General features: G+C 69.9%; 18 protein-coding genes. 9 read left to right on the forward strand and 9 right to left on the reverse strand.

The window, feature by feature from the left end; translation table 11 throughout:
* The first annotated feature begins 189 nt into the window (after window positions 1-189).
* Window positions 190-2,007, forward strand: coding sequence for a sigma-70 family RNA polymerase sigma factor (locus QSK34_RS21895; protein WP_285586095.1), 1,818 nt, complete (start codon window positions 190-192; stop codon window positions 2,005-2,007).
* Here QSK34_RS21895 and QSK34_RS21900 read toward each other — a convergent pair.
* Entirely contained in the window at window positions 2,004-3,611 is a 1,608-nt protein-coding gene (locus QSK34_RS21900; protein ID WP_285586096.1) for a TROVE domain-containing protein, read from the reverse strand. The two genes, QSK34_RS21895 and QSK34_RS21900, sit on opposite strands and share 4 nt — an antisense overlap.
* A 469-nt stretch (window positions 3,612-4,080) precedes the next feature.
* Here QSK34_RS21900 and QSK34_RS21905 point away from each other — a divergent pair, with 469 nt between their 5' ends.
* Together QSK34_RS21905 and QSK34_RS21910 are read left to right on the forward strand one after the other, a co-directional pair.
* Window positions 4,081-4,848, forward strand: a complete 768-nt coding sequence (locus QSK34_RS21905) for a putative protein N(5)-glutamine methyltransferase (protein WP_285586097.1) — start codon at window positions 4,081-4,083, stop codon at window positions 4,846-4,848.
* A gap of 41 nt (window positions 4,849-4,889) precedes the next feature.
* Window positions 4,890-5,249, forward strand: a complete 360-nt coding sequence (locus QSK34_RS21910; RefSeq protein WP_285586098.1) for a PASTA domain-containing protein — start codon at window positions 4,890-4,892, stop codon at window positions 5,247-5,249.
* Here the strand turns inward: QSK34_RS21910 and QSK34_RS21915 are convergent.
* Both QSK34_RS21915 and QSK34_RS37950 read right to left on the reverse strand, forming a co-directional pair.
* On the reverse strand, window positions 5,246-5,869 hold the full coding sequence (locus QSK34_RS21915) for a class I SAM-dependent DNA methyltransferase (protein ID WP_161479690.1): 624 nt from the start codon (window positions 5,867-5,869) through the stop codon (window positions 5,246-5,248). The genes QSK34_RS21910 and QSK34_RS21915 overlap by 4 nt on opposite strands.
* A gap of 47 nt (window positions 5,870-5,916) precedes the next feature.
* Window positions 5,917-6,285, reverse strand: coding sequence for a DUF8820 family protein (locus QSK34_RS37950; protein ID WP_502875540.1), 369 nt, complete (start codon window positions 6,283-6,285; stop codon window positions 5,917-5,919).
* Window positions 6,286-6,869: 584 nt separating this feature from the next.
* Here QSK34_RS37950 and QSK34_RS21925 point away from each other — a divergent pair.
* Together QSK34_RS21925 and QSK34_RS21930 are read left to right on the forward strand one after the other, a co-directional pair.
* On the forward strand, window positions 6,870-7,298 hold the full coding sequence (locus QSK34_RS21925; RefSeq protein WP_285586100.1) for a hypothetical protein: 429 nt from the start codon (window positions 6,870-6,872) through the stop codon (window positions 7,296-7,298).
* Between the two features lie 273 nt (window positions 7,299-7,571).
* Window positions 7,572-11,924: a galactose-binding domain-containing protein gene (locus QSK34_RS21930; RefSeq protein ID WP_285586101.1), complete on the forward strand. Its 4,353-nt coding sequence runs from the start codon at window positions 7,572-7,574 to the stop codon at window positions 11,922-11,924.
* A 149-nt stretch (window positions 11,925-12,073) separates the two neighbouring features.
* Here the strand turns inward: QSK34_RS21930 and QSK34_RS21935 are convergent, their stop codons facing one another.
* Window positions 12,074-12,514 (reverse strand): ester cyclase, encoded by a 441-nt coding sequence (locus QSK34_RS21935; RefSeq protein ID WP_285586102.1) that lies wholly within the window; start codon window positions 12,512-12,514, stop codon window positions 12,074-12,076.
* A 116-nt stretch (window positions 12,515-12,630) separates the two neighbouring features.
* Window positions 12,631-13,182, reverse strand: a complete 552-nt coding sequence (locus QSK34_RS21940) for a TetR-like C-terminal domain-containing protein (RefSeq protein ID WP_285586103.1) — start codon at window positions 13,180-13,182, stop codon at window positions 12,631-12,633.
* Between the two features lie 60 nt (window positions 13,183-13,242).
* Between QSK34_RS21940 and QSK34_RS21945 the strand changes: the two genes are divergently transcribed.
* Window positions 13,243-14,196, forward strand: coding sequence for an NAD-dependent epimerase/dehydratase family protein (locus QSK34_RS21945; RefSeq protein ID WP_285586104.1), 954 nt, complete (start codon window positions 13,243-13,245; stop codon window positions 14,194-14,196).
* Here QSK34_RS21945 and QSK34_RS21950 read toward each other — a convergent pair.
* Window positions 14,174-14,728 (reverse strand): DUF6461 domain-containing protein, encoded by a 555-nt coding sequence (locus tag QSK34_RS21950; protein ID WP_285586105.1) that lies wholly within the window; start codon window positions 14,726-14,728, stop codon window positions 14,174-14,176. The genes QSK34_RS21945 and QSK34_RS21950 overlap by 23 nt on opposite strands.
* 192 nt (window positions 14,729-14,920) lie before the next feature.
* Between QSK34_RS21950 and QSK34_RS21955 the strand changes: the two genes are divergently transcribed.
* Entirely contained in the window at window positions 14,921-16,420 is a 1,500-nt protein-coding gene (locus QSK34_RS21955) for a glycosyl hydrolase family 18 protein (RefSeq protein WP_285586106.1), read from the forward strand.
* A 17-nt stretch (window positions 16,421-16,437) separates the two neighbouring features.
* The gene (locus QSK34_RS21960; RefSeq protein ID WP_285586107.1) at window positions 16,438-17,034 is read left to right on the forward strand and encodes a YoaK family protein; all 597 of its coding nucleotides are present in this window, start codon (window positions 16,438-16,440) and stop codon (window positions 17,032-17,034) included.
* Here QSK34_RS21960 and QSK34_RS21965 read toward each other — a convergent pair.
* Entirely contained in the window at window positions 16,988-18,784 is a 1,797-nt protein-coding gene (locus QSK34_RS21965; protein WP_285586108.1) for an elongation factor G, read from the reverse strand. The two genes, QSK34_RS21960 and QSK34_RS21965, sit on opposite strands and share 47 nt — an antisense overlap.
* Window positions 18,785-19,066: 282 nt before the next feature.
* Between QSK34_RS21965 and QSK34_RS21970 the strand changes: the two genes are divergently transcribed.
* Window positions 19,067-20,224: a Fic family protein gene (locus QSK34_RS21970; RefSeq protein ID WP_285586109.1), complete on the forward strand. Its 1,158-nt coding sequence runs from the start codon at window positions 19,067-19,069 to the stop codon at window positions 20,222-20,224.
* A gap of 1 nt (window position 20,225) precedes the next feature.
* On the opposite strand, the gene QSK34_RS21975 is transcribed toward QSK34_RS21970, so the two are convergent.
* Together QSK34_RS21975 and QSK34_RS21980 are read right to left on the reverse strand one after the other, a co-directional pair.
* On the reverse strand, window positions 20,226-20,888 hold the full coding sequence (locus QSK34_RS21975; protein WP_285586110.1) for a response regulator: 663 nt from the start codon (window positions 20,886-20,888) through the stop codon (window positions 20,226-20,228).
* The gene (locus QSK34_RS21980) at window positions 20,885-22,447 is read right to left on the reverse strand and encodes an ATP-binding protein (RefSeq protein ID WP_285586111.1); all 1,563 of its coding nucleotides are present in this window, start codon (window positions 22,445-22,447) and stop codon (window positions 20,885-20,887) included. The genes QSK34_RS21975 and QSK34_RS21980 overlap by 4 nt, the downstream gene beginning before the upstream one ends.
* Between the last annotated feature and the right edge of the window lie 40 nt (window positions 22,448-22,487).

The following is a 22,487-nucleotide window of genomic DNA, read 5'->3' on the forward strand; positions in this document are numbered from 1 at the left end:
CGCCAGTCGTCAGTCGCACCTCACGTACCTCCCGGTGGGACTCAGTCGTTCTGAAATACCTCTTCTGTTACTGGAGACCCGCAGGTCACGGCAGAACAACAAAAAACCACCGAAAAGGTCAGTAGATTTTCGTAACCCCGGGCCCCGCCACGGGGTCTCCGAAGCACGGCCCTCAGAAGGGGATGCAGCATGCCAGCGAGGAGCGGACCCGACACGGCGATGGTCGCGGCGGCACGCGACGGGGATCAGGCTGCCCTCGACCGCCTGGTCGCCGATTCGCTGCCGCTGGTCTACAACATCGTCGGCCGGGCGCTGAACGGGCACAACGACACCGACGACGTCGTCCAGGAGACCCTGATCCGGATGGTCCGCGGGCTGCCGGGGCTGCGGGACCTCGACGCCTACCGGTCGTGGCTGGTGGCCATCGCGGTCCGGCAGGTACGCGACCACGAAGCCGAGAAGCGCACCGCCCAGCACCGCAGGACCGACCTCGACACGGCGACCGAGGTGGCCGACCCCGCCTCCGACTTCGCCGGGCTGACCATCCTCCAGCTGGGGCTGACCGACCAGCGGCGCGAGGTCGCCGAGGCGACCCGCTGGCTCGACCCCGACGACCGGGCGCTGCTGTCGTTGTGGTGGCTGGAGGAGACCGGGGAGCTCGGGCGGGCCGACCTGGCGTCGTCGCTCGGGTTGTCGGCCAAGCACGCGGCCGTGCGAGTGCAGCGCATGAAGGAGCAGATCCAGATCGCGCAGTCGGTCGTGCGCTGTCTCAACGCGCGCGCCCAGTGCCCCGAGCTCCGGGGCATGTTCCTGGGCTGGGACGGGGTGCCCTCGCCGTTGTGGCGCAAACGGTTCGCCCGGCACATCCGGGGGTGTACGTTCTGCGGCCGCCGCACCCAGGGCATGGTCCCCCTGGAGCGGTTGCTGCTCGGGCTGCCCCTCGTGGCGGTGCCGGCCGGGTTCATGCTCACCAAGCTCGTGCCGGTCACGCTCAAGACGACGGCCGTGGCGGCCAAGAACGTCTGGATCCCCCTCACGGCCGCCGGGGCGGCGGCGGTGACGGCCGGGGTGTTCGTGCTGCAGCCCTGGACGAGCGAGGCGCCGCCCCGGCCCGTCGCCGTTCCGCCACCCGTGGTGGTCACCGAGAGCCCGGCGCCGTCGAAGACGCCCGTCCGCGAGCCGAGCCCGAGCCCGTCGCCGAAACCGTCGAAGAAGCCCTCGCCCAGACCGTCGAAGACCCAGCAGCCGCCGCCTCCGCCACCCGCCGCCCCCGCGGTGAAGAAGGGCGTCGGGGTGTGGCCGATGAACGGGGTCAGCACCTCCCTGGCCAAGTCGGGGGCCCGCTGGTACTACACCTGGGCGACTCACCAGAACGGCGTGCGGACCCCGAGGAACGTGGAGTTCGTCCCGATGATCTGGGGCGCCGACAGCGTCACGCCGAAGGCGCTCGCGGAGGCCAAGAAGGCGGGTCCGTACCTGCTGAGCTTCAACGAGCCCGACCTGGCCCAGCAGTCGAACATGACCGTGGAACGTGCGCTGGAGTTGTGGCCGCAACTGGAGAAGGCCGGGAAGATCCTCGGCTCCCCCGGCGTGGCCTTCGGCGGCGACACCCCGGGCGGCTGGCTCGACCGCTTCATGAAGGGGGCCAAGGAGAGGGGCTACCGCGTCGACTTCGTCACCCTGCACTGGTACGGCGGCGACTTCCGGGCCGCCGCCGCGACGCAGCAGCTCAAGAGCTATCTGCAGAAGGTCTGGCAGCGGTACAGGAAGCCGATCTGGCTGACCGAGTACGCCCTGATCGACTTCTCCGGCGGCGCCAAGTACGCCAGCGACGCCGAACAGGCCGCCTTCCTCGCCGCCTCGTCGAAGATGCTCGCGTCACTGCCCTATGTGCAGCGGTACGCGTGGTTCGGCCTCCCCGCCAAGGAGGCCGAACCCAACAGCGGCCTGTTCACCGAGGACGGCGTCGCGACCCGGGCCGGCAAGGCGTTCCAGCAGGCCCGTTAGCGGACGAAGCCGTTCACGATCAGCGGCAGCGACGCGTCGAGGCCGGCCACGTTGAGCGCGTTCGGGTCCTGGTGGTCGACGACCGAGTAGCCGGCCGCCGTCATGGCGGCCACGACCACCCGGGCGTCGCGGTTGACCGTCTTGCGGTAACGCGCCAGGGCGTCGGCCGGGGCGCCCCGGCCCGCCCACGTCTCGTTGTCGGTGAAGACGACGACGCCGTCGACGTTCATGCGCTCGCCGAGCAGGTGCTTGAACGGCAACGACAGGTCGGTGCCGCCGCCCGACGGCCGCCACTTGGCGATGTCGCGGAGGTTGGTCCGCGCGCTCACCTTCGAGGCGTGCACCTTCGTGTCGACCTCGATGGCGTGCACGTTGCCCTTCTCGATGCGCGCCAGCATGACCGCCATGGCCGACCCGACCTCGTAGGGCGTGCCGACGGGCGAGCCGCCGACCACACACTGCGCGTAGGCCATCGAGCCCGACGAGTCGACCGCGAGCAGCAGCCTCTTCCCGGTCGGCTGGACGAAGCCGAACGACTTCTCGTACGCCTCCTCCAGCGCGTCGAGGATCGCCGGGACCGGCGTCCACGTCGTGCCGTCGCGGCCCTGGCCCGAGGCGTAGACGCGCATCGCCAGCCACACGTCCAGCGGGTGGATCCGCGCCTTGCGGAGCTGGTGGAAGGCGGTGAGCCGGGCGACCACGCGCCGGGTGGCGTCGCCGAGCGGCACGAGCGTGCCGATGCGGGTCATCCGGGCGAGGTTGCGCAGCAGCGCGGTCATGCCGATGGTGTCGACGAGGTGGTCCCAGACCTTCGGCTCGGTGAGCATCGCGTCGGGCAGGAACTCCCACGGCACGTCGAGCCGGGTCGCCTCCTCGACCGTGGTGACGGCCTTGGCGGTGAGGAACCGGTCGACCGAGGGCAGCGCCGCGCGGGCCACGTCGTCGGCCACGTTGCCGGCGATCCAGCCGAACAGCACCTTGCGCTGGTCGGTGTCGCCCGCCGGGTGGGCCATCCGCAGCACGTCGCGCAGCGCGAACGACTCACCCGACGGGGTCTTGCGCTGACCCGCCTTGCAGACCTTGAACGCCACGTCGTCGGCCTCGCCCTGCAGGAACCACGAGCCGAGCGCGGACCGCAACGAGCGGCCCATCACCGGACTGGTGCCCCGCGAGGTGCGCTTGCCGCCGAGGTTCTTGTAGTAGCCGAAGAAGGTCGCGAGGTGGTCGGTGGTGCGGGCGACCTTGGGCAGCGCCGCCTTGGCGGCCCGGCGGGTCGCCTCGTCACCACGCGCGTACGCCGCCGCGAGCGCGAAGAGGGCGGGCTGGTTCTTGGGCGCGCGGGGCGGGCGGGCGGTGGAGATCTCGGTGAGCAGCTCGACCACACGCGGGCCGTCGGTGTGCAGCGCCTTGTAGAGGACGCCGACGTTGATCTCGGTCAGCTTGCCGCCGTCGACGTAGTAGGTGCCGCCCGTGGTGCCGAGAATGAGGAAGTCCTCGACCCGCTGCCACAGGTCCTTCTCGTACACGACGCCGCCGGCGGCGTTGCGCACCTTCTTCGCGCCGATCTCGGAGACGTCGGCGAGGGGGTCACGAATGTCGTTCACGGCGATTCCTCCGTAATGGAAAAGTGGACGGATATGGTGGCGCCGACCGATGTCACGGAGCTCTTCCATTTGAGCTGGAGCTCGATTTCTCGAACCCGCGGGATTCGAACCCGCAACCACCGCGTTGAGATAACCGACCGGCTTCGACCCGTCCGACGCCGGTGCGAGAATGGCGCGGATATGGTGCTGACAACCGGCATAAGCGCTCTCCCGCTGAGCTACCGGGGCAGGTGGCACCCCGGGCGGGATTCGAACCCGCGACCTCTCGATCCGAAGTCGATAACCGATTGTCTTCGACCCGCGCCATTCGCGAACCGACGTTAAAGACGGTACAGATCACCGTTCAATTCGCCCACCCGTTTTCTGGGCCCGGCCGGGCGTGCGGTAGGGTGATGGCGTTTCGTAGTCAGCTCTCGGATGAGGAGGTGAGACCCATTCCCGCCCAGTTCCGCCAACGAAGGCAGGTCTCGTGTCCCTCTCATCGGTCGTCTCCGAACTCCGTACCGCCGGCTGCGTCTTCGCCGAAGACGAAGCGCGGCTGATCCTCTCCACCGCCGGCTCCCCCGAAGAAGTGCGCCGCATGATCGGCGAACGGGTGGCGGGGCTCCCCCTCGAACAGGTGCTCGGCTGGGCCCGGTTTCGCGACCTGCGTGTCCTCGTCGATCCCGGGGTCTTCGTACCCCGGCGGCGGACCGAGTTCCTGGCCGGTGAGGCCATCGCGCGGGCCCGGCCGGGGTCGGTCGTCGTCGATCTCTGCTGCGGCACGGGCGCCGTGGGGGCCGCCGTCGCCGCCGAGGTGCCGGGGGTGATCCTGCACGTCTCCGACATCGACCCGGCGGCCGTCGCCTGCGCCCGGCGGAACGTGCCGCAGGCGCTGGTCCACCAGGGCGACCTCTACCAGGCGCTGCCGCTCCTCCTGCGGGGGCGCATCGACGTGCTGGTGGCGAACGCGCCCTACGTGCCGACCGAAGAGGTCGACTTCCTCCCGCCCGAGGCGCGGCTGCACGAACCCCTGGTGGCCCTCGACGGGGGTGAAGACGGGTTGGAGCTGATCAGGCGGGTGTTCCGGCTGGCGCCCGAATGGCTGGCGCCGGGCGGATCGGTGCTCGTCGAGACCTCCGAGGAGCAGGCGGCCGGGGCGTGCTCGGCGGTGCTGAAGGCCGGGCTGGAGCCCTTCATCACGTCTTCCGAGGAGCTTGACGCGACTGTCATCGTCGGGCAAATGCCGATTCGATAACAGGTGTTTCCGCCGGTCCCCAACAACGTCAGATTGTCTCCATGAACGACACCGCCCCGCCGCTCCGCGAGCGCGACCGCTCCTCCGTGATCATGGCCGTGGTGCTCGCGACCCTCATCCTGGCCGGCGGGTGCGGTGTGCTGATCGGCTCCGTCGACGGTTACTACGCCAGCCGCGCCGAAGCCAGGGAACAGCTGGTCAGGAAGGGCGGAACGCTGCCCGACGTGACCGGCCTGCGGTGGGCGGAGGCCGTCGGGCGGCTCCAGGGCTCGGGTTACTGGCTGCTCAACCGGAGCGGGGTGACGATCTCCGACGAGTCGCGGTTCGTCACCCGGCAGGATCCGGTGGGGGGCACCCAGGTGCCCTTCTCCACACGGATCACCCTGTACACCGGCAATTAACCGAGCACCGCTTGGCCCGCTCGGGCCAGCAGCCAGGCCTGCGGGACCTTCTCCGTCTCCCGCGGCTCCCTGCTCCCCTGGGCGACCGGCGTGAACCCGGCCTCGGCGAGCAGCCCCGTGACCACGGCCGGGTCGAGGCGGCGGAAGTCGATGTCCCGGACCCGCAGGATCTCGTCGCCGACCTGGAAGGCGACCAGCAGCAGGCCGCCGGGCGCGAGCACCCGCCGGAACTCGGCGAAGACGCCGGGCAGGAGCTCGGCCGGGATGTGGATGATCGAATACCAGGCGACCAGGCCGCTCAGCGAGGCGTCGGGGACGTCGAGCGAGCGCATGTCGCCCTCACTGAACACGATGTCGGGGAAGGTCGCCCGGGCGTGGGCCAGCATTCCGGGCGAGAGGTCGACGCCCGAGATGTCCAGGCCGCGCCGGTGCAGCCACGAGGTGATCCGGCCGGGCCCGCACCCGGCCTCCAGGACCTTGCCGGGCGGGACGAGATCGGTGAACAGCTGGAGGACCGACTGGTCGAACGGGTTGGTCTCCAGATCGTCCATGAACAGATCGACGTATTCGGCGACGAGGGCGTCGTATCCGGCGCGGGTCTCGGTGAGGAAGTCGGGCACACCGGCACCCTAAGGGCGGACCGGCCCGGCCGGTCCGCCCCCCGGGGTCAGTCGAAGACCGGCAGTTCCACCGTCCTGCGCCATTCGCGCTGGCGATGGGTCACATAGCTCCCCGGCGCGAGCCCGGTCGCCCCGTGTTCGGGGTGCATCAGGTAGACGGGGGCGGTGGCGGCGAACACCCGGCCGTCGGGGCCGTCGGTCCAGCGGCAGGTGCCGGGGTCGGCCACCAGCACGTGGGGGTGCACCCCGTCGAGCAGGACGAGCCCCTCCGGCGGCACCGGACGCCAGTCGGAGGCCCCCAGCAGGACGGCCGGGATGACCAGGAGGTCTCCCTGAGCCTGGAGCCCTTCGAGGACCGGGATGGTCAGGCTCCGGTCGAGATGGTCGTCGAACGCGTGTCCGGTACGCGCGGACAGGTTGGCGAGTCCTGGGGACCCGGTTGGGTGTGGACGATCGCCGGGCGGTCCACCACCAGCCGCCCGCTCGGGCGGCCCGGTCCCACAGGTCGATGCCGTCGACGCCGGGGGCCCAGGGCAGGCAGTCGTAGTAGGCCGGCCACGACACGTCGTGGACGTCCGGCCAGTCGCGGTCGTGGTCGTACACGACCAGCCTGAAGGGGAGGCGGCTGCGACTGAGCGGCCAGACCACCTGCCGGCGGACCTGCTCCCTCCGGCGCTGGGTCACCACGATGGCGGCGTCGAGGTCGCGGGTCAGCTGCCGCCGTCGCCCGGAGAACAGGCGGGTCAGCGGCGCACCATCGACATGCGGGAGGCCGGCCGGGGAGGGCACCCAGTGGAACCGGGGCGGGGGAAGCCCGTTCAGCCGGTAGAGGCCCGTGATGGCGGCTTCGGCTTCGGGGCGGTCGGCGGGCTCGGTCGACAGGGCGACCCGGAGCCAGTCTTCGCGGATGGAGGCGGCGTCTCGCCGCGTCGTGACACTCACCTGATGGAGGTGGTGTCGTCCTTTCCAACGATCATGTTTTCGATCATAACCTGATCGAATGCGCTCGAACTTAACGATTTACCTCATCCTCGGGCTCGTCGTCGTCGCCGGGGTCATCTCGTTCGGCACGCTGACGTCGCAGACGATGACGTCGTTCGGGGTCGGCTCGGGTGTGGTGACCTCGATGAGCGCCCTCATCTCCTCCCTCGCCGCCGGTATCTCGGCCGTCGCGGCCTGGCGGACCAGCCTCCGGCCGCCCGCCGAGGACGACGAGGCCGTCGTGCGGCTGCTCGACATCGCCGAGCGGGCCGACGGCGAGATCAGGAAGCTGGCGCTCGCCGAGCTGAACCGGGCGATCCCGCCGCTGCTCCGCAAGCGCCTGGCCGGCCGCGACCGGGCCCCCGTCATGGCCATGCTCGACGGGCTGCTCACGCGAGAGGACGTACCGCGCCTGCGGCTGTTCCTCGCCGTCTACGGGATCTCCTGAGGAACCACTCGGCCACGGTCCTCCTCGGCGCGGAGCGGGACATGCCCGCGGAGATCGCCGCTCATCAAGCTCGCAGCGCCTCATCCGCAGGTGACTGGAACATTGACGGCCCCGTAGCACATATGTAACATTCGACCAGCACTACGCAAGAATCTTGCAATTTGTCGTCTAATTTCTCTCTGTTTCTCGCAACTCTTCAGGGAATGCACTGCGTCCGTGCTCCCGCCCCCATCCGTGTCTCCACCTGTCGACCCTGACGAGAGAAGAACGCGAATGAGAAAGCTGCACGGACCCCTGAGGCTGGTGGCGACCGTCGTCGCCGCCGGCCTCGTCGCGTCTGGGCTCCTCGCCCCGCCCGCGTCCGCCGCCGGCGGGCCCAACCTGTCTCTGGGCAAGGCCACCGCGGTGTCCAGCTCGACCGCGGGCCAGCCCGCCTCCGCCCTCAACGACGGCAACCAGTCGACCTACTGGGAGAGCGTCAACAACAGCTTCCCCCAGTGGGCGCGCATCGACCTCGGCAGTGCCACCGCCGTGGACCAGATCGTGCTCAAGGTGCCCGGCGCCTCCGCCTGGCAGACCCGCACCCAGACGCTGACCGTCCAGGGCAGCGCCGACGGCAACACCTTCTCCACCGTCGTGGCCTCGGCGAACTACACGTTCAACCCGGCCACCGGCAACTCCGTCACCATCAACTTCGGCTCGGCGACGCACCGCTACTGGCGGGTCAACGTCACCGCCAACACCGGCTGGCCGGCCGCCCAGATCTCGGAGTTCGAGATCTACGCCACCGACGGCGGCGGCAACACCGGTGGAAATCTTGCCTCCGGCCGTACGATGAGCGGCAGCTCGGTGTCGCAGAATTACGTCGCTTCGAACGCGAACGACAACAACCAGGCCACCTACTGGGAGAGCAACAACAACGTCTTCCCCGAGTGGCTCCAGGTCGACCTGGGCGCGTCCACCTCGGTCAACCGGGTGGTGCTGAAGCTCCCCGCCTCCGGCTGGGCGACGCGGACCCAGACCCTGGCCGTCCAGGGCAGCACGAACGGCACGTCGTTCACCGACATCGTCGGGTCGGCGGGCTACACCTTCAACCCGGCCAGCGGGAACACGGTGACGATCAACTTCACCGCGACCTCGACCCGGTACGTGCGCCTGAACATCACCGGCAACACCGGCTGGGCCGCCGGGCAGATCTCCGAGTTCGAGGTGTACGGCCCCACGACCCCCGGTGACACCCAGGCGCCCTCCACCCCGGGCACGCTGAGCTTCACCGAGCCGGCCGCCAACCAGATCAGGCTCGCCTGGGGCGCCTCGACCGACAACGTCGGGGTGACCGGCTACGAGATCTTCCGGGGCGGCGCGCTCGTCACGACGGTCGCGGGCAACGTGCTGACGTACACGGACACCCAGCCCTCGACGGCCACGGTGACCTATCACGTGCGCGCCCGCGACGCCGCCGGCAACACCTCCGGCAACAGCAACTCGGTCACCCGTCAGGGGCAGTCGGGCGGCGACACCCAGGCGCCCTCCGCGCCGGGCACGCTGAGCTACACCGAGCCCGCCTCCGGCCAGATCCGCCTGGCGTGGGGCGCGGCGACCGACAACGTCGGCGTGGCCGGATACGAGATCTTCCGCGGCGGCGCCTACGTCGCGCAGGTCGGCGCGGGCGTGCTCACCTACACCGACAACCAGCCCGCCACGGCCACCGTCTCCTACCAGGTGCGGGCCAAGGACGCGGCCGGCAACATCGGCCCGTTCAGCAACTCGGTGACCCGGACCGGCACCAACCCGCCGACGGGCACCAACCTGGCCCAGGGCAAGGAGATCACCGAGTCGGGGCACGTCCACACGTTCGTCGCGGCCAACGCCAACGACAACAACCTGGACACCTACTGGGAGGGCGCGTCCGGCGTCTGGCCCAGCGTGCTCACGGTCAAGCTGGGGTCGAACGCCGCCGTCACCTCGGTGGTGCTGAAGCTCAACCCGTCGTCGGCGTGGGGCTCGCGTACGCAGAACATCCAGGTCTTCGGACGCGACCAGGCCGCCACCACCTACACCAGCCTGGTCGGCGCGACGGCCTACACGTTCAACCCGGCCGCGCAGAACACGGTGACCATCCCGGTCACCGCGACCACGGCCGACGTGCAGCTCCGCATCACGAGTAACACCGGCGCCCCAGCGGGCCAGATCGCCGAGTTCCAGGTGTTCGGCACCCCGGCGCCCAACCCCGACCTCCAGGTCACCGCGCTGAGCTGGTCGCCCACCTCGCCCAACGAGACCCAGGCGATCACGGTCACCGGCACGGTCCGCAACAACGGCACCTCGGCCTCCCCGGCCGACAGCGTGAACGTCACCGTCGGCGGCAGCCTCGTCGGCACGGTCAGCATCCCGGCCCTGGCGGCCGGCGCGCAGGCCACGTTCACCCAGAACGTCGGCGCCCGCCCGCAGGGCACCTACGCGGTCGCCGCCACGGTCGACGCCGACGGCACCGTGTTCGAGCAGAACGAGGCCAACAACACCTTCACCGCGCCGACCCAGCTCACGGTCGCCCAGGCCCCCGGCCCCGACCTGCAGGTCACCGGCGTGACGTCCAACCCGGCGAACCCGGCCGTCGGCCAGGCCGTCAGCTTCACCGTCTCGGTCAACAACCGGGGCATCGACCCGGCGGGCGCGAGCACCACCCGCGTCACGGTCGGCTCGACCACCCTGAACGGTTCCACCGGCACGATCGCGGCGGGGGCCACGGCCACCGTCTCGATCAGCGGAACGTGGACGGCCACCAGCGGCGGCGCGACCATCACCGCCACGGCCGACGCCACCGGCGCGGTCACCGAGACCAACGAGTCGAACAACACGTTTACGCAGGCCATCGTGGTCGGGCGCGGCGCCGCGGTGCCGTACACCGAGTACGAGGCCGAGGCCGCTCAGCACAACGGGACGGTCCTGACCGCCGACGCGCTGCGCACCTTCGGGCACACGAACTTCGCCTCGGAGTCGAGCGGCCGCAGCTCGGTCCGCCTGAACAGCACCGGCCAGTACGTCGAGTTCACCTCGACCGTGCCGTCGAACTCGATCGTCATCCGCAACTCGATCCCGGACGCCGCCGGCGGCGGCGGCCAGGACAAGACGATCAGCCTCTACATCGACGGCACGTTCAACCGGAAGATCACCCTGTCGTCGAAGCACTCGTGGTTGTACGGCTCCACCGACGACCCTGAGGGCCTCGTGCAGACCCCCGGCGGCGACGCCCGGCGCCTGTTCGACGAGTCGAACGCCCTGCTCAGCCAGACCTACCCGGTCGGCACCAAGTTCCGCCTCCAGCGGGACGCCGGTGACGACGCCGCGTTCTACATCATCGACCTGATCGACCTGGAGCAGGTCGCTCCCCCGCTGAGCCAGCCCTCGAACTGCACCAGCATCACCCAGTACGGCGCGATCCCGAACGACGGCCAGGACGACACCCAGGCCATCCAGCGCGCGGTCACCGACGATCAGAACGGCGTCATCAGCTGCGTGTGGATCCCCGCCGGTCAGTGGCGGCAGGAGCAGAAGATCCTGACCGACGACCCGCTGAACCGCGGCAGCCACAACCAGGTCGGCATCAGCAACGTGACGATCCGCGGCGCCGGCATGTGGCACTCGCAGCTCTACACGCTCACCGAGCCGCACCTGGTCCAGGGCGGCATCAACCACCCGCACGAGGGCAACTTCGGCTTCGACATCGACAACAACACCCAGATCTCGGACATCGCGATCTTCGGCTCGGGCCGCATCCGCGGCGGACCCGGAGGAGCCGAGGGCGGCGTCGGCCTGAACGGCCGCTTCGGCCAGAACACCAAGATCACGAACGTGTGGATCGAGCACGCGAACGTGGGCGTCTGGGCCGGCCGCGACTACACCAACATCCCCGAGCTCTGGGGCCCCGGCATCGGGGTGGAGTTCAGCGGCATGCGCATCCGCAACACCTACGCCGACGGCATCAACTTCGCCAACGGCACCCGCAACTCCAAGGTGTTCAACAGCTCGTTCCGCACCACCGGCGACGACGCGCTGGCCGTCTGGGCGTCCAAGTACGTCAAGGACCAGTCGGTCGACATCGGCTCCAACAACCAGTTCATCAACAACACGATCCAGCTGCCCTGGCGCGCCAACGGCATCGCGGTCTACGGCGGCTTCGGCAACAAGATCGAGAACAACCTGATCTACGACACCGCGAACTACCCCGGCATCATGCTGGCGACCGACCACGACCCGATCCCGTTCACCGGGACGACGCTGATCGCCAACAACGGCCTCTACCGGACCGGCGGGGCGTTCTGGAACGAGGACCAGGAGTTCGGCGCGATCACCCTGTTCGCGCAGGGCGCCGGCATCCCGGGCGTGACCATCCGGGACACCGACATCGTCGATTCGACCTACGACGGCATCCAGTTCAAGACGGGCGGCGGCGAGGTCACCGCCCAGATCACCAACGTGAAGATCGACAAGTCCAACAACGGCGCGGGCATCCTGGCGATGTCCGGAGCCCGGGGCTCGGCGACCCTCACGAACGTGACCATCACGAACTCGGCCGACGGGGACATCGTCCGCGAGCCCGGCACCCAGTTCGTCATCAACCAGTGACGCCCTGACCACCTGACAGGACCAGCCGTGGGCCCGGGGGCTCACGGCTGGTTCTTTTATGTACGTTTGATGCGATGGACCTGCGCCGGTCCTCGTGTGGCGCGACTGGTCAGCGGCCGGTGACCGGCATCAAGTCGCCGGCCTGAGGTTCACGCGGCGGACTCGCCCATCTCCAGGTGCATACCGAGCTGCGAGTACAGCTCCAACTGGTCGAAGTACTCCCGGTGCGTGACGATCTTTCCGTCCTCGACGAAAGAGGCGCAGGTGCCACGCAGGGTGATGCGGCGACCCGTCGGTTCCAGATCCCGTCCGTCGGGCAGCAGGAACGGCCCCGTGTGCGTGCCGACCGCCGTCCACTCGACCACCAGGGGATTGTCAGTCTCGGTCCCCTCGTACCAGACCGCGAGATGAAGATCCGGGAAGCCCCGGAAGAACTGCTCGAACAACCACACGATCTGCTCGGATCCCTCCGCCACTCCGGCGGGCGAGACATAGGCGGCGTCCTTGGCGAAAAGATCGAGCATCCGCGGCACGTCGTGGTCGTTGATCGCGTCGGCCAGGTCACGCTTGACCTGCCACTTGTCGACCATGGATGTTCCCCTCCCTGGTCACGACATCAACCCATATGTGACGTTACCTATGGGCAGGCAGACCGCGACCCACGTGGCCGTCGCGGGCAGGTCATGGAATGCCCGCGAAGGCAAACTCAGCCCTTTCGGGTCAGCAGCGGCAGCACGACCTCGTCGACGAGCCGCTCGGCCATCCCCGGCGTGTCGCCGAGCCAGAGTGCCTCGGCGACCAGCGGGCCGATGAGCAGCCGGTCGACCATGTCGAGGATCGGGTTGTCCGCGTCGATCTCGCCCGCCGCCACGTGGCGCTCCAGCGCCCGGCGCAGCACCGCCAGCTCCGGCTCGATCATCAGCTCGTGGAAGGCGGCCCGCAGCTCCTCGTCGACGAGAACTGCCTGGGCCAGCCCGGTCAGCGGTCGCGGCACCGTCCCCCGGCGGGTCGCCTCCAGCAGGTCTCCGCGGAGCGTGCCGGTGTCGATCTCGGCCGGACGGGCGGGCTTGCTCACCTTGACCGCGGTGATGACCATCTTCGCCTTCCCGCCCCACCGCCGGTAGAGGGTGGCCGTGCTGGCGCGGGCGGCCCTCGCGATGTCGTCGATGGTCACCTCGTCGTAGCCCCGCTCGCGGACGAGGGCCAGGGCGATGCCGAGCAGTTCGTGTTCGCGCTCCTCGGTCAGGCGGCTGCGCATGAGAGCTCCTTATCGAAAACGCGTTTTCGACTGTCCGTTTTCTATCGTATCGTCGTAGGCATGGAGACAGTTCTGATCACCGGCGGGACGGGCTTCCTGGCCACCCGTGTCATCGCCGCCGCCCAAGAGGCGGGGTACCAGGTGTGCACCACCGTCCGCCACACCCCCGTCGACGGCGTGCCCTCGGTCGTCGCCGACCTCACGTCCGACGAGGGGTGGGACGAGGCCGTGGCGGGCTGCGACTATGTCCTGCACGTCGCCTCCCCCCTGCCGTCGGCCCAGCCCGCCGACGAGAACGAGGTGATCATCCCAGCCCGCGACGGCACCCTTCGCGTCCTGCGCGCGGCACGCGACGCCGGAGTCCGGCGCACGGTCGTGACCTCGTCGTTCGCCGCCATCGGCTACGGACACCCGGAGACCGACCGGCCCTTCACCGAGGACGACTGGACCCGGCCCGACGCCGACATCGCGGCCTATCCCAAGTCCAAGGTGATCGCCGAGCGGGCCGCCTGGGCGTTCGACCGGGGGGCCATGGAGCTGACGGTGGTCAACCCGACCGGGATCTTCGGCCCCGTCCTGGGGCCGCGATACGCCAGTTCGATCGGCATCCTGGCCGGGCTGCTCGACGGCGGCATGCGCGCCATCCCGAACATGTGGTTCGGCATGGTGGACGTCCGCGACGCGGCCGACCTGCACCTGCGCGCCATGACCTCGCCGAAGGCGGCCGGGGAGCGGTTCATCGGGGCGTCGGGCGACGCGGTGTCGATGGCCTACATCGCCCAGGTCCTCCGGGAGCGCCTCGGCGCGACCACCCCCACCGAGCTCCTGCCCGACGAGGTGGTCAGGGAGCTGGCCGAGACCGACGACCGCATGGCGGAACTGGCCAGGAACGTGGGGCGCGTCCGCCACCTGTCGAACGCCAAGGCCCGGTCGCTGCTCGGCTGGAACCCCCGTCCGACCGAGGACGTCATCGCCGACACGGGCCGCAGCCTCATCGAAGGCGGCTACGTGTGACCCGGCCTCCCACCAGGGGCTCGGCGAACAGACCCGTCGTGAAGGACACGCCGGTGACCTCGGCCGCCAGCGCGAGGGCCGCCGCGTCGGGGTCGGGGTGGTCGTCGGCGTAGATCAGGTCGCCGAGCGCGTCCGGGGCCGCGCCCCAGCGGGTGCCCGGTTCCCTGACCAGGAAATGGGTGCGCGACCTGCCGTCGACGCTGTGCGCGAAGTGCCCGTGGGAACGGTCGTGGCGCATCACCGAGACGGCCTCGCCGCCGTCGCGGGTCACCTCGTTCAGCTCGCCGTCGAAGGCGAACCACCAGCCGCCCACCTGGAGGGCCACCACCCAGTCACCCGCCGGGGCGACCACGACGAGGTCGCTGTGCCCGTTCGTCCCGGAGTCGCGCCGGTACAGGTCGGCCCAGGTGAGGGCGGCCACGTCGGCCACGCCGAGGCGTTTCAGGGTGTCGTGTACGTCCCATCCGCGCACCCAGGTGACGGTGTAGACCGGCCGGTTCATTAAAGCGGTGCCGTCCGCAGTAATGATCATGGCGCGCAGTCTGGCAGTCGAGTCCGACAAATCCTCCTATGGACGTATCCACGATCAACGTCAGATAATTCGACTGCTGTTGCTCGCGAGCCCCAGTCACCGTGGCCCGCACCCCACTCCCGGTGATCTGCGCTGCCCGGGCGACAGAAGGGTTTCCTCGTGAAACGTGCTGTGTTCTTGACGTTGGCCCTGGTGGCCGCACTCTTCATCCCCTCGCAGGCCAACGCGGCCAACCTGCTCGCCAACCCCGGGCTCGAATCGGGCTCGCTCTCCCCCTGGACGTGCACGGGAGGCCTCGGGTCGGCGGTGGCCTCCCCGGTTCGTACCGGAACCAGAGCGCTTGCCGGTGCGGCCGGCGCCTCCGACAACGCCCGGTGCAGCCAGAACGTGTCGGTGCGCCCGAACACGGCCTACGTGCTGACGGCGTGGGTCCGGGGCAACTACGTCTACCTGGGCGTGCAGGGCGGCGCCTCGGTCTGGACGTCGTCGGCCGACTGGCGGCTGCTGACCCTGAACTTCACCACCGCCGCCGGGCAGACCACGGCCCAGGTCTACCTCCACGGCTGGTACGGCCAGGGCACCTACTACGCCGACGACATCAGCTTCGACGGCCCCGGCGGCACCAACCCGTCGCCGTCGCCCTCGCCGTCGCCGTCACCCTCGCCGTCTCCCTCGCCCTCCCCGACGCCGACCGCCAGCCCCTCGCCGACCCCGACGGTCACCCCCACCGTGGGCCCGACCTGCGCGGTCAAGGGCAAGCCCGCCGGGAAGGTGCTCCAGGGTTACTGGGAGAACTGGGACGGCGCGGTCAACGGCGTGCACCCGCCGCTCGGCTGGATCCCGATCACCGACGCGCGCATCAAGCAGCACGGCTACAACGTCATCAACGCCGCCTTCCCGGTCATCCGGTCCGACGGGACGGTCCTGTGGGAGGACGGGATGGACGCCACCGTGAAGGTCGCCACCCCGGCCGAGATGTGCGCCGCCAAGGCGGCGGGCGCGACGATCCTCATGTCGATCGGCGGCGCCACGGCGGGCATCGACCTGTCGTCGGCCACCGTGGCCGACCGGTTCGTCGCGACGATCGTGCCGATCCTCAAGCGCTACAACTTCGACGGCATCGACATCGACATCGAGACCGGCCTCACCGGCAGCGGCAACATCAACACGCTGTCGACCTCGCAGGCCAACCTGATCCGCATCATCGACGGCGTGCTCGCGCAGATGCCGTCGAACTTCGGCCTGACCATGGCCCCCGAGACCGCCTACGTCACCGGCGGCAGCGTCACCTACGGCTCGATCTGGGGCGCCTACCTGCCCGTCATCAAGAAGTACGCCGACAACGGCCGGTTGTGGTGGCTGAACCAGCAGTACTACAACGGCTCGATGTACGGCTGCTCCGGTGACTCCTACTCGGCCGGGACGGTCCAGGGCTTCGTCGCCCAGACGACCTGCCTCAACAACGGCCTGGTCATCCAGGGCGTGACGATCCGGGTGCCGTACGACAAGCAGGTCCCCGGCCTGCCCGCCCAGATCGGCGCGGGCGGCGGCCACATGTCGCCGTCGCTGGTGTCGCAGGCCTGGAACAGCTTCAACGGCCAGTTGAAGGGCCTGATGACCTGGTCGATCAACTGGGACGGCTCCCGCAACTGGACCTTCGGCGACAACGTGAAGGCGCTGCAGGGCCGTTAGGGGGTACGTCCCCTGACATGCGGATCATGTGGGGCACGACCGCGCTGGCCTGCTGCGCCGGCGCGGTCGACCTCTTCACCTTCCTCGAACTCGGCGGCGCCTTCGCCGGCATCATCACGGGCAACGTGGTGACGGCCGCCTCGGGCAAGTGGCTCGCCGCCCTGACGGCGGTGGCCGGCTTCGGCGCCGGCGCCTACGCCTGGGCGGCGACCTTCCGCGACCGGCGGACCTTCGGCCTGATCGCCGAACTGGTCCTGCTCGTCATCGTGGCCGTCGGCTGGATCGGCACCGGCACCCACCCCGACCTGTCGGGGCGGCTGACCCTGCTGGCCCTGGCCGGGATCGCGATGGGCGGCCAGAGCGCGATGATGCTGGGCCTCCACCCGAACACGACGTACATGACCGGCGTGCTGACCACCTCCCTCCACGACCTGGCGACCGGCCGGAGGGACACCTTCGTGACGGCCCTCCGGCAGATCGGCGCGTTGGCGATCGGCGCGGCCTCGACGGCCATGCTGCTGACGGCCGCCCGCCCGTTCGCCCCGGTTCTGGCGGTCCTCCTCCTGATCACCGCGATCTTCCTGCTACCGCATAGCCCGCAGGCCGCGTCGTGAAGGCGCCGCGGCCCTGGGTGCGGCTGCGGAGCCGGGTCGCGTAGCCGAAGACCTCGGCCAGGGGCACCGTCGCCGTGATGACGACCGTGCCCGGCCGGGCCTCGGTGCCGGAGACCTGGCCCTTTCGTGCGGCGAGGTCGCCCAGCACGCCGCCCGCCAGGTCGTCGGGGACCGTCACCGTCACCTCGGTCACGGGTTCCAGGACGGCCATCCGGCACGAACGCAGCGCCTCGCGGAGGGCGAGGCGGCCGGCCGTGCGGAAGGCCAGTTCCGAGGAGTCCTTCACGTGGGTCGCGCCGTCGGTCAGGGTCACCCGCAGGCCCATGACCGGGTGGCCGCCGAGAGGGCCTTCGGCCAGGGCGTCGCGGCACCCCTGTTCGACCGCCTTCACGTACTCCTTCGGCACCCGGCCGCCGACGACCGTGCTCGCGAAGGCGAACGGCTCGTCGCACGGTTCGACGTCGATGCGGACGTGGGCGTACTGGCCCGCGCCGCCGTCCTGTTTGACGTGGCGGTAGAGCACGCCGGTCACGCCCTCCACGACGGTCTCCCGCAGGGCGACCTGCGGGGCGCCGACGCGGATGGTGAGGCCGCGGTCGCGGCGGATCTTCTCCACGGCCACCTCCAGGTGGAGTTCTCCCAGGCCGGACAGGATGGTCTGGCCGGTCTCGGGGTCGGTTCGTACACGAATGGATGGGTCTTCGTCGGCCAGGCGGGCCAGCGCGACGGCGAGCTTCTGGTGCTCGGCCCGGGTCTCGGCCTCGACCGCGACCGAGACGACCGGTTCGGTCGTCGAGGGCGGCTCCAGCACGAGCGGCGCCGCCGGGTCGGCCAGCGTCGTGCCCGTCCGCACGACCTTGGGCCCGGTGACGGCCACGATGTCGCCCGCCTCGGCGCGGTCGATGTCGATGTGCCGGTCGGCCTGGATCCGCAGGATCCGCGACACCCGCTCGGTCTTCCCGGTCGTCGTGTCGAGGACGGTGTCGCCCTTGCGCAACGTGCCCGAGTAGACCCGCAGGAACGCGGTCCGCTCGGCCACCTTGAACACCAGCCCCGAGAAGGGCCGGGCTTCGACCCTCGGCTCGGGCAGGTAGGCCACCACGGCGTCGAGCAGCGCCTCGATGCCCTGGTTGCGGTAGGCCGACCCGCTCAGCACGACGACCACCTCGCCGGAGAGGGTCAGCTCGCGCAGTGCCCTCTGGAGCGTCGCCGGGGAGACGTTCGGGTACTCGTCCAGGACGTCGGGATGTCGCTCCGCCACCTGTTCGACCAGGCCGGGCCGCCCGAGCACGAGCGGCACCGGATGCAGCCGCCGCCGGATCGCCTCGACGGTCGCGTCGAGGTCGGCGCCGGGCCGGTCCATCTTGTTGACGAACACGATCCGCGGCACGCCATACCGATCGGCCCGCCGCCAGACGGCCTCGCTCTGCGGCTCCACCCCCGCCACCGCGTCGAACACCGCGACCGCCCCGTCGAGCACCCGCAGCGACCGCTCGACCTCGTCGGAGAAGTCGACGTGCCCGGGGGTGTCGATCAGGTTGATCTGGGCGCCCCGCCAGTGACAGGTCACCGCCGCCGCGAAGATCGTGATCCCGCGGTCGCGTTCCTGCGAATCGAAGTCCGTGACGGTGGTGCCATGGTGCACTTCACCCTGCTTGTACGTCGCCCCGGTGGCGAACAGGACGCGTTCGGTGACGGTGGTCTTGCCGGCGTCGACATGGGCGAGGATGCCGATGTTGCGGAGAGTCATGGCCGTTTCTCTTTCGAGAGTGAATCCGGAAAGGACGGCGCGATGAAGCCTTCTACGAGAAGGCGGACAACCGGAATCGGGCGCGCAGCCGAAGCCGGGCACCGGAAGACACGCGGATCACCTCATGACCGAAGGGAGGAACGACGGCACGCGTGGCGTGGCGCATGATCTCCCCCTCTCTCGGTTACGGGAGGAGGGTAACGACCAGGATCTTACGGACGCGACCGATTTATTGAGGTCGATGTTTAGTTCAACCAGTCATGCAACGCCTAAAATGACGACGTGAAGGCGTCAATCTATGGAACCCCGGGGCTGACCAGCGAAGATCGCGCAGTACTGGCCGAAATCCACCAGATGCGCAAAGAGCTGCGCCATGTCCTGCGCACACCGAAGCGCTGGCAGGGCGGGCTGCGCCGATCGGCGCTCGCGCGGGCCATCCGCGGCTCCAACAGCATCGAGGGTTACCAGGTCGCCGTAGATGACGCGGCCGCTGCTCTCGACGATCAGGAACCCCTGAGCGCCGATGAGAAGACGTTTCTGGAGATCCAGGGCTATCGGCACGCATTGGGCTACGTCCTCGCCATGGGCGAGGACGACTACGCCAGCCTGAACACCACCGAACTGTGCGCGATGCACTACATGATGCTGGGCCACGACCCCGCGAAGTCGCCGGGCCGATTCCGCAAGGGGCCTGTCTTCGTCCACGACGACCGCACCGACCGTGTGGTCTATGAAGGACCCGACGCCGCGACAGTGCCCGCGCTCATGGACTCGCTGATCGAGAGCATCCACACAGGATCGGATGTCGATCCGGTCGTGCGGTCGGCGATGGCCCACTTGAACCTGGTGATGATCCATCCGTTCCGCGACGGCAACGGCCGGATGGCGCGCGCCCTCGCCACCTCCGTGCTGACCAGGTCGGATATCGGCGAGCCTGAGTTCTCCAGCATCGAAGAATGGCTGGGGGCCAACACCGATGACTACTACGCCGTGCTCGCCGTCACCGGGCAAGGCGCATGGAATCCACGCGACGACGCCCACCTCTGGGTCTCCTTCAATCTGCGGGCCCATCACATGCAGGCCCAGACCGTCGCCCGGCGCGTGCGTGAGGCGAGCGCCGTCTGGGAGGAGCTCGACGAACTCATCGCGGCGAACTCGCTGCCGGAGCGGACCTTCGACGCGATGTTCGAGGCGACGCTGGGCTGGCGGATCAGGCGGGCGGGTTACCGGAAGCGTGCCGACGTCGAGGAGCAGACGGCGACACGTGATCTGTCGGCACTGGCGAAGTCGGGCATTCTGGTGCCCCACGGAAGCGGGCGGGGTCGCTACTACACGGCCGGTGAGCCGCTGCTGCGTCTGCGCCGGGCCCAGCGGGAACAGCGCGCCCCGCTGACCGATCCCTACCCGTGGATGCGCCCGAAGCTGGCGGAACCTCGCTGAGTCAGGTCGTCCAGCGGTAGCGGTGTTCCGGGCGGCCCGCCGTCCCGTATCTCGGTCTCAGTTCCGCCTGGCCCGTCGCGCACAGATACTCCAGGTACCGCCGCGCGCTCACCCGCGACAACCCCGTCACCGCAGCCGTCTCGGCCGCCGACAGGTCGCCGCCGTTGGTGCGCAGCGCGTCGGCCACCAGGGCGCACGTCGCCGTCGACAGGCCCTTGGGCAGCACGGCCCGGTTCGTGCCGCCGAACAGGCGGTCGATGTCCTCCTGGACGGCCGGTCCCGGCATGGCGAGCCGCCGCCGGGATTGGGCGTACTGGTCGAGGCGTTCGGTCAGTTCTGCCGCGGTGAAGGGCTTGACCAGGTAGTTCACCACGCCGGCCCGCAGGGCGGCCCGGACGGTGTCCATGTCGTTCGCGGCGGTGATCATCAGGATGTCGACCGGGTGGGCGAGGCCGCGCAGGTGGTGCAGGACGCCGAGGCCGGACATGTCGGCCATATACACGTCGAGCAGCACCAGGTCGGGCCGGAGTTCCTCGACCGAGGTGATGGCCGCCCGGCCGCCGTGGGCGGTGCCGACGACGGAGAAGCCCGGGATCCGGCCGACGTACCCCACGTGGATGCGGGCCACCATGAAGTCGTCGTCGACGACGAGAACCTTGATCATCCTGACCGCCTCGGCAGCAGCGCGGTGAAGACGGCGCCGCGCTCGTTGTGCACCCTTACCCAGCCGCCGCGCCGTAGGCAGGCCTGCCTGGTCAGCGCCAGGCCCAGGCCGCGCGGGCCCGACTGCGCCGCCTTGGTGGTGAAGCCCTCGCGGAACACCTCTTCGGCCAGGTCGGCCGCTATGCCGGGGCCGTCGTCGCCGACCCTCACGTGCAGGCCCTCCTCCGTCGTCCGGACGCAGACCTCCACGGTCCCGCCCCGGCCGTCGAGGGCGTCGAGGGCGTTCGCCACCAGGTTGCCGACGACGAGGACGGCGTCGTGGGGGTCGCCCAGGGTGCCTTCTTCGACGCACGCGTCGGGGGCCAGGCGGAGGGCGGCGCCGCGTTCGGCCGCCTGGGCCGACTTGGCCAGCAGCAGGGCCGCCAGGGTCGGGTCCTTCACCTGTTCGCGGATGTCGGTGGCGTACTGGCCGCCGGCCGATTCGGTGATGTAGCGGACGGCCATCTCCTGTTCGCCCAGCTCCAGGAGGCCGACCACGGTGTGCATGCGGTTGGCGAACTCATGCGCCTGGGCGCGCAGCATGTCGGTGGTGTTGGTGGCCTCGTCCAGCTGATGGGACAGGCGGATCAGCTCGGTGCGGTCGCGTAGTGTCACCACCCAGCCGCGGTGCTGGCCGCGCACCTCGACCGGGGTGCGGTTCAGCACGAGCGTGCGGCCGTGGCGCAGCACGATCCGGTCCTCGCCGACGTCGTCGCCGGCCATGACGTCGCGGAGGCGGTCGTTCGACGGGAGGTCGTCCAACGATCCGCCGACGTCGCCGAGGAGTTCGTGGGCGGCGTCGTTGATCAGGGTCATCCGGCCGTCGAGGTCGAGGGCGACCACGCCCTCCTTCACGCCGTGCAGCACGCCTTCGCGCTGTTCGAGCAGGGCGGCGATCTCCCTGGGTTCCAGGCCGAAGGTCTGGCGGCGGACCCGCTGGGTGATGAACGCCGCCGCCGCCGAGCCCAGGACCAGCACGCCGAAGACCGTCCAGATGAGCGGCGGGAGGGCGTCGCCGAGTTCGGCGGCGACCGTCTGCTCCAGTATTCCGACGCTGGCCAGGCCGATGACCTGCCCGTCGAGGCCGAAGATGGGCGCCTTGCCGCGCACCGAGGTGCCGAGGGTGCCGGTCTGCACGCCGGTCCACTCCTGGCCGGTGGTCATCACCTCGGTGCCGTCGGTCGACAACTTCTGGCCGATCAGGGCGGCGTTCGGGTGGGCGTAGCGGATCTCGTCGCGGTTGGCGATGACGACGTAGTCGGCGCCGGTGGCCTTCTGGACGCTCAACGCGATCGGCTGCAGCGTCTGCTCCGGGTGGGGGTCGTCGAAGGCCTCCCGGACCCCGGGCAGCCCGGCGACCGACTCGGCGATCGCGAGGGCCCGCTGCTCGTGCTGCTCGTTGAGCTGGCGGCGGGTGTGCCCGACCCAGACGGTCGCGGTGCCGACGACCGTGAGCAGCACGATCACCATTTGGAGGACGAAGAGCTGGGTGCCCAATGAGGCGTTGAGCAGCCGTTTCACGCGTTCACTATAGGAGCCGTGCGGAAAACCGGGTCATGAC

Origin of the sequence: Herbidospora sp. NBRC 101105 (genome assembly GCF_030269205.1) — a bacterium.
In the GTDB taxonomy this organism is placed as follows: domain Bacteria; phylum Actinomycetota; class Actinomycetes; order Streptosporangiales; family Streptosporangiaceae; genus Herbidospora; species Herbidospora solisilvae.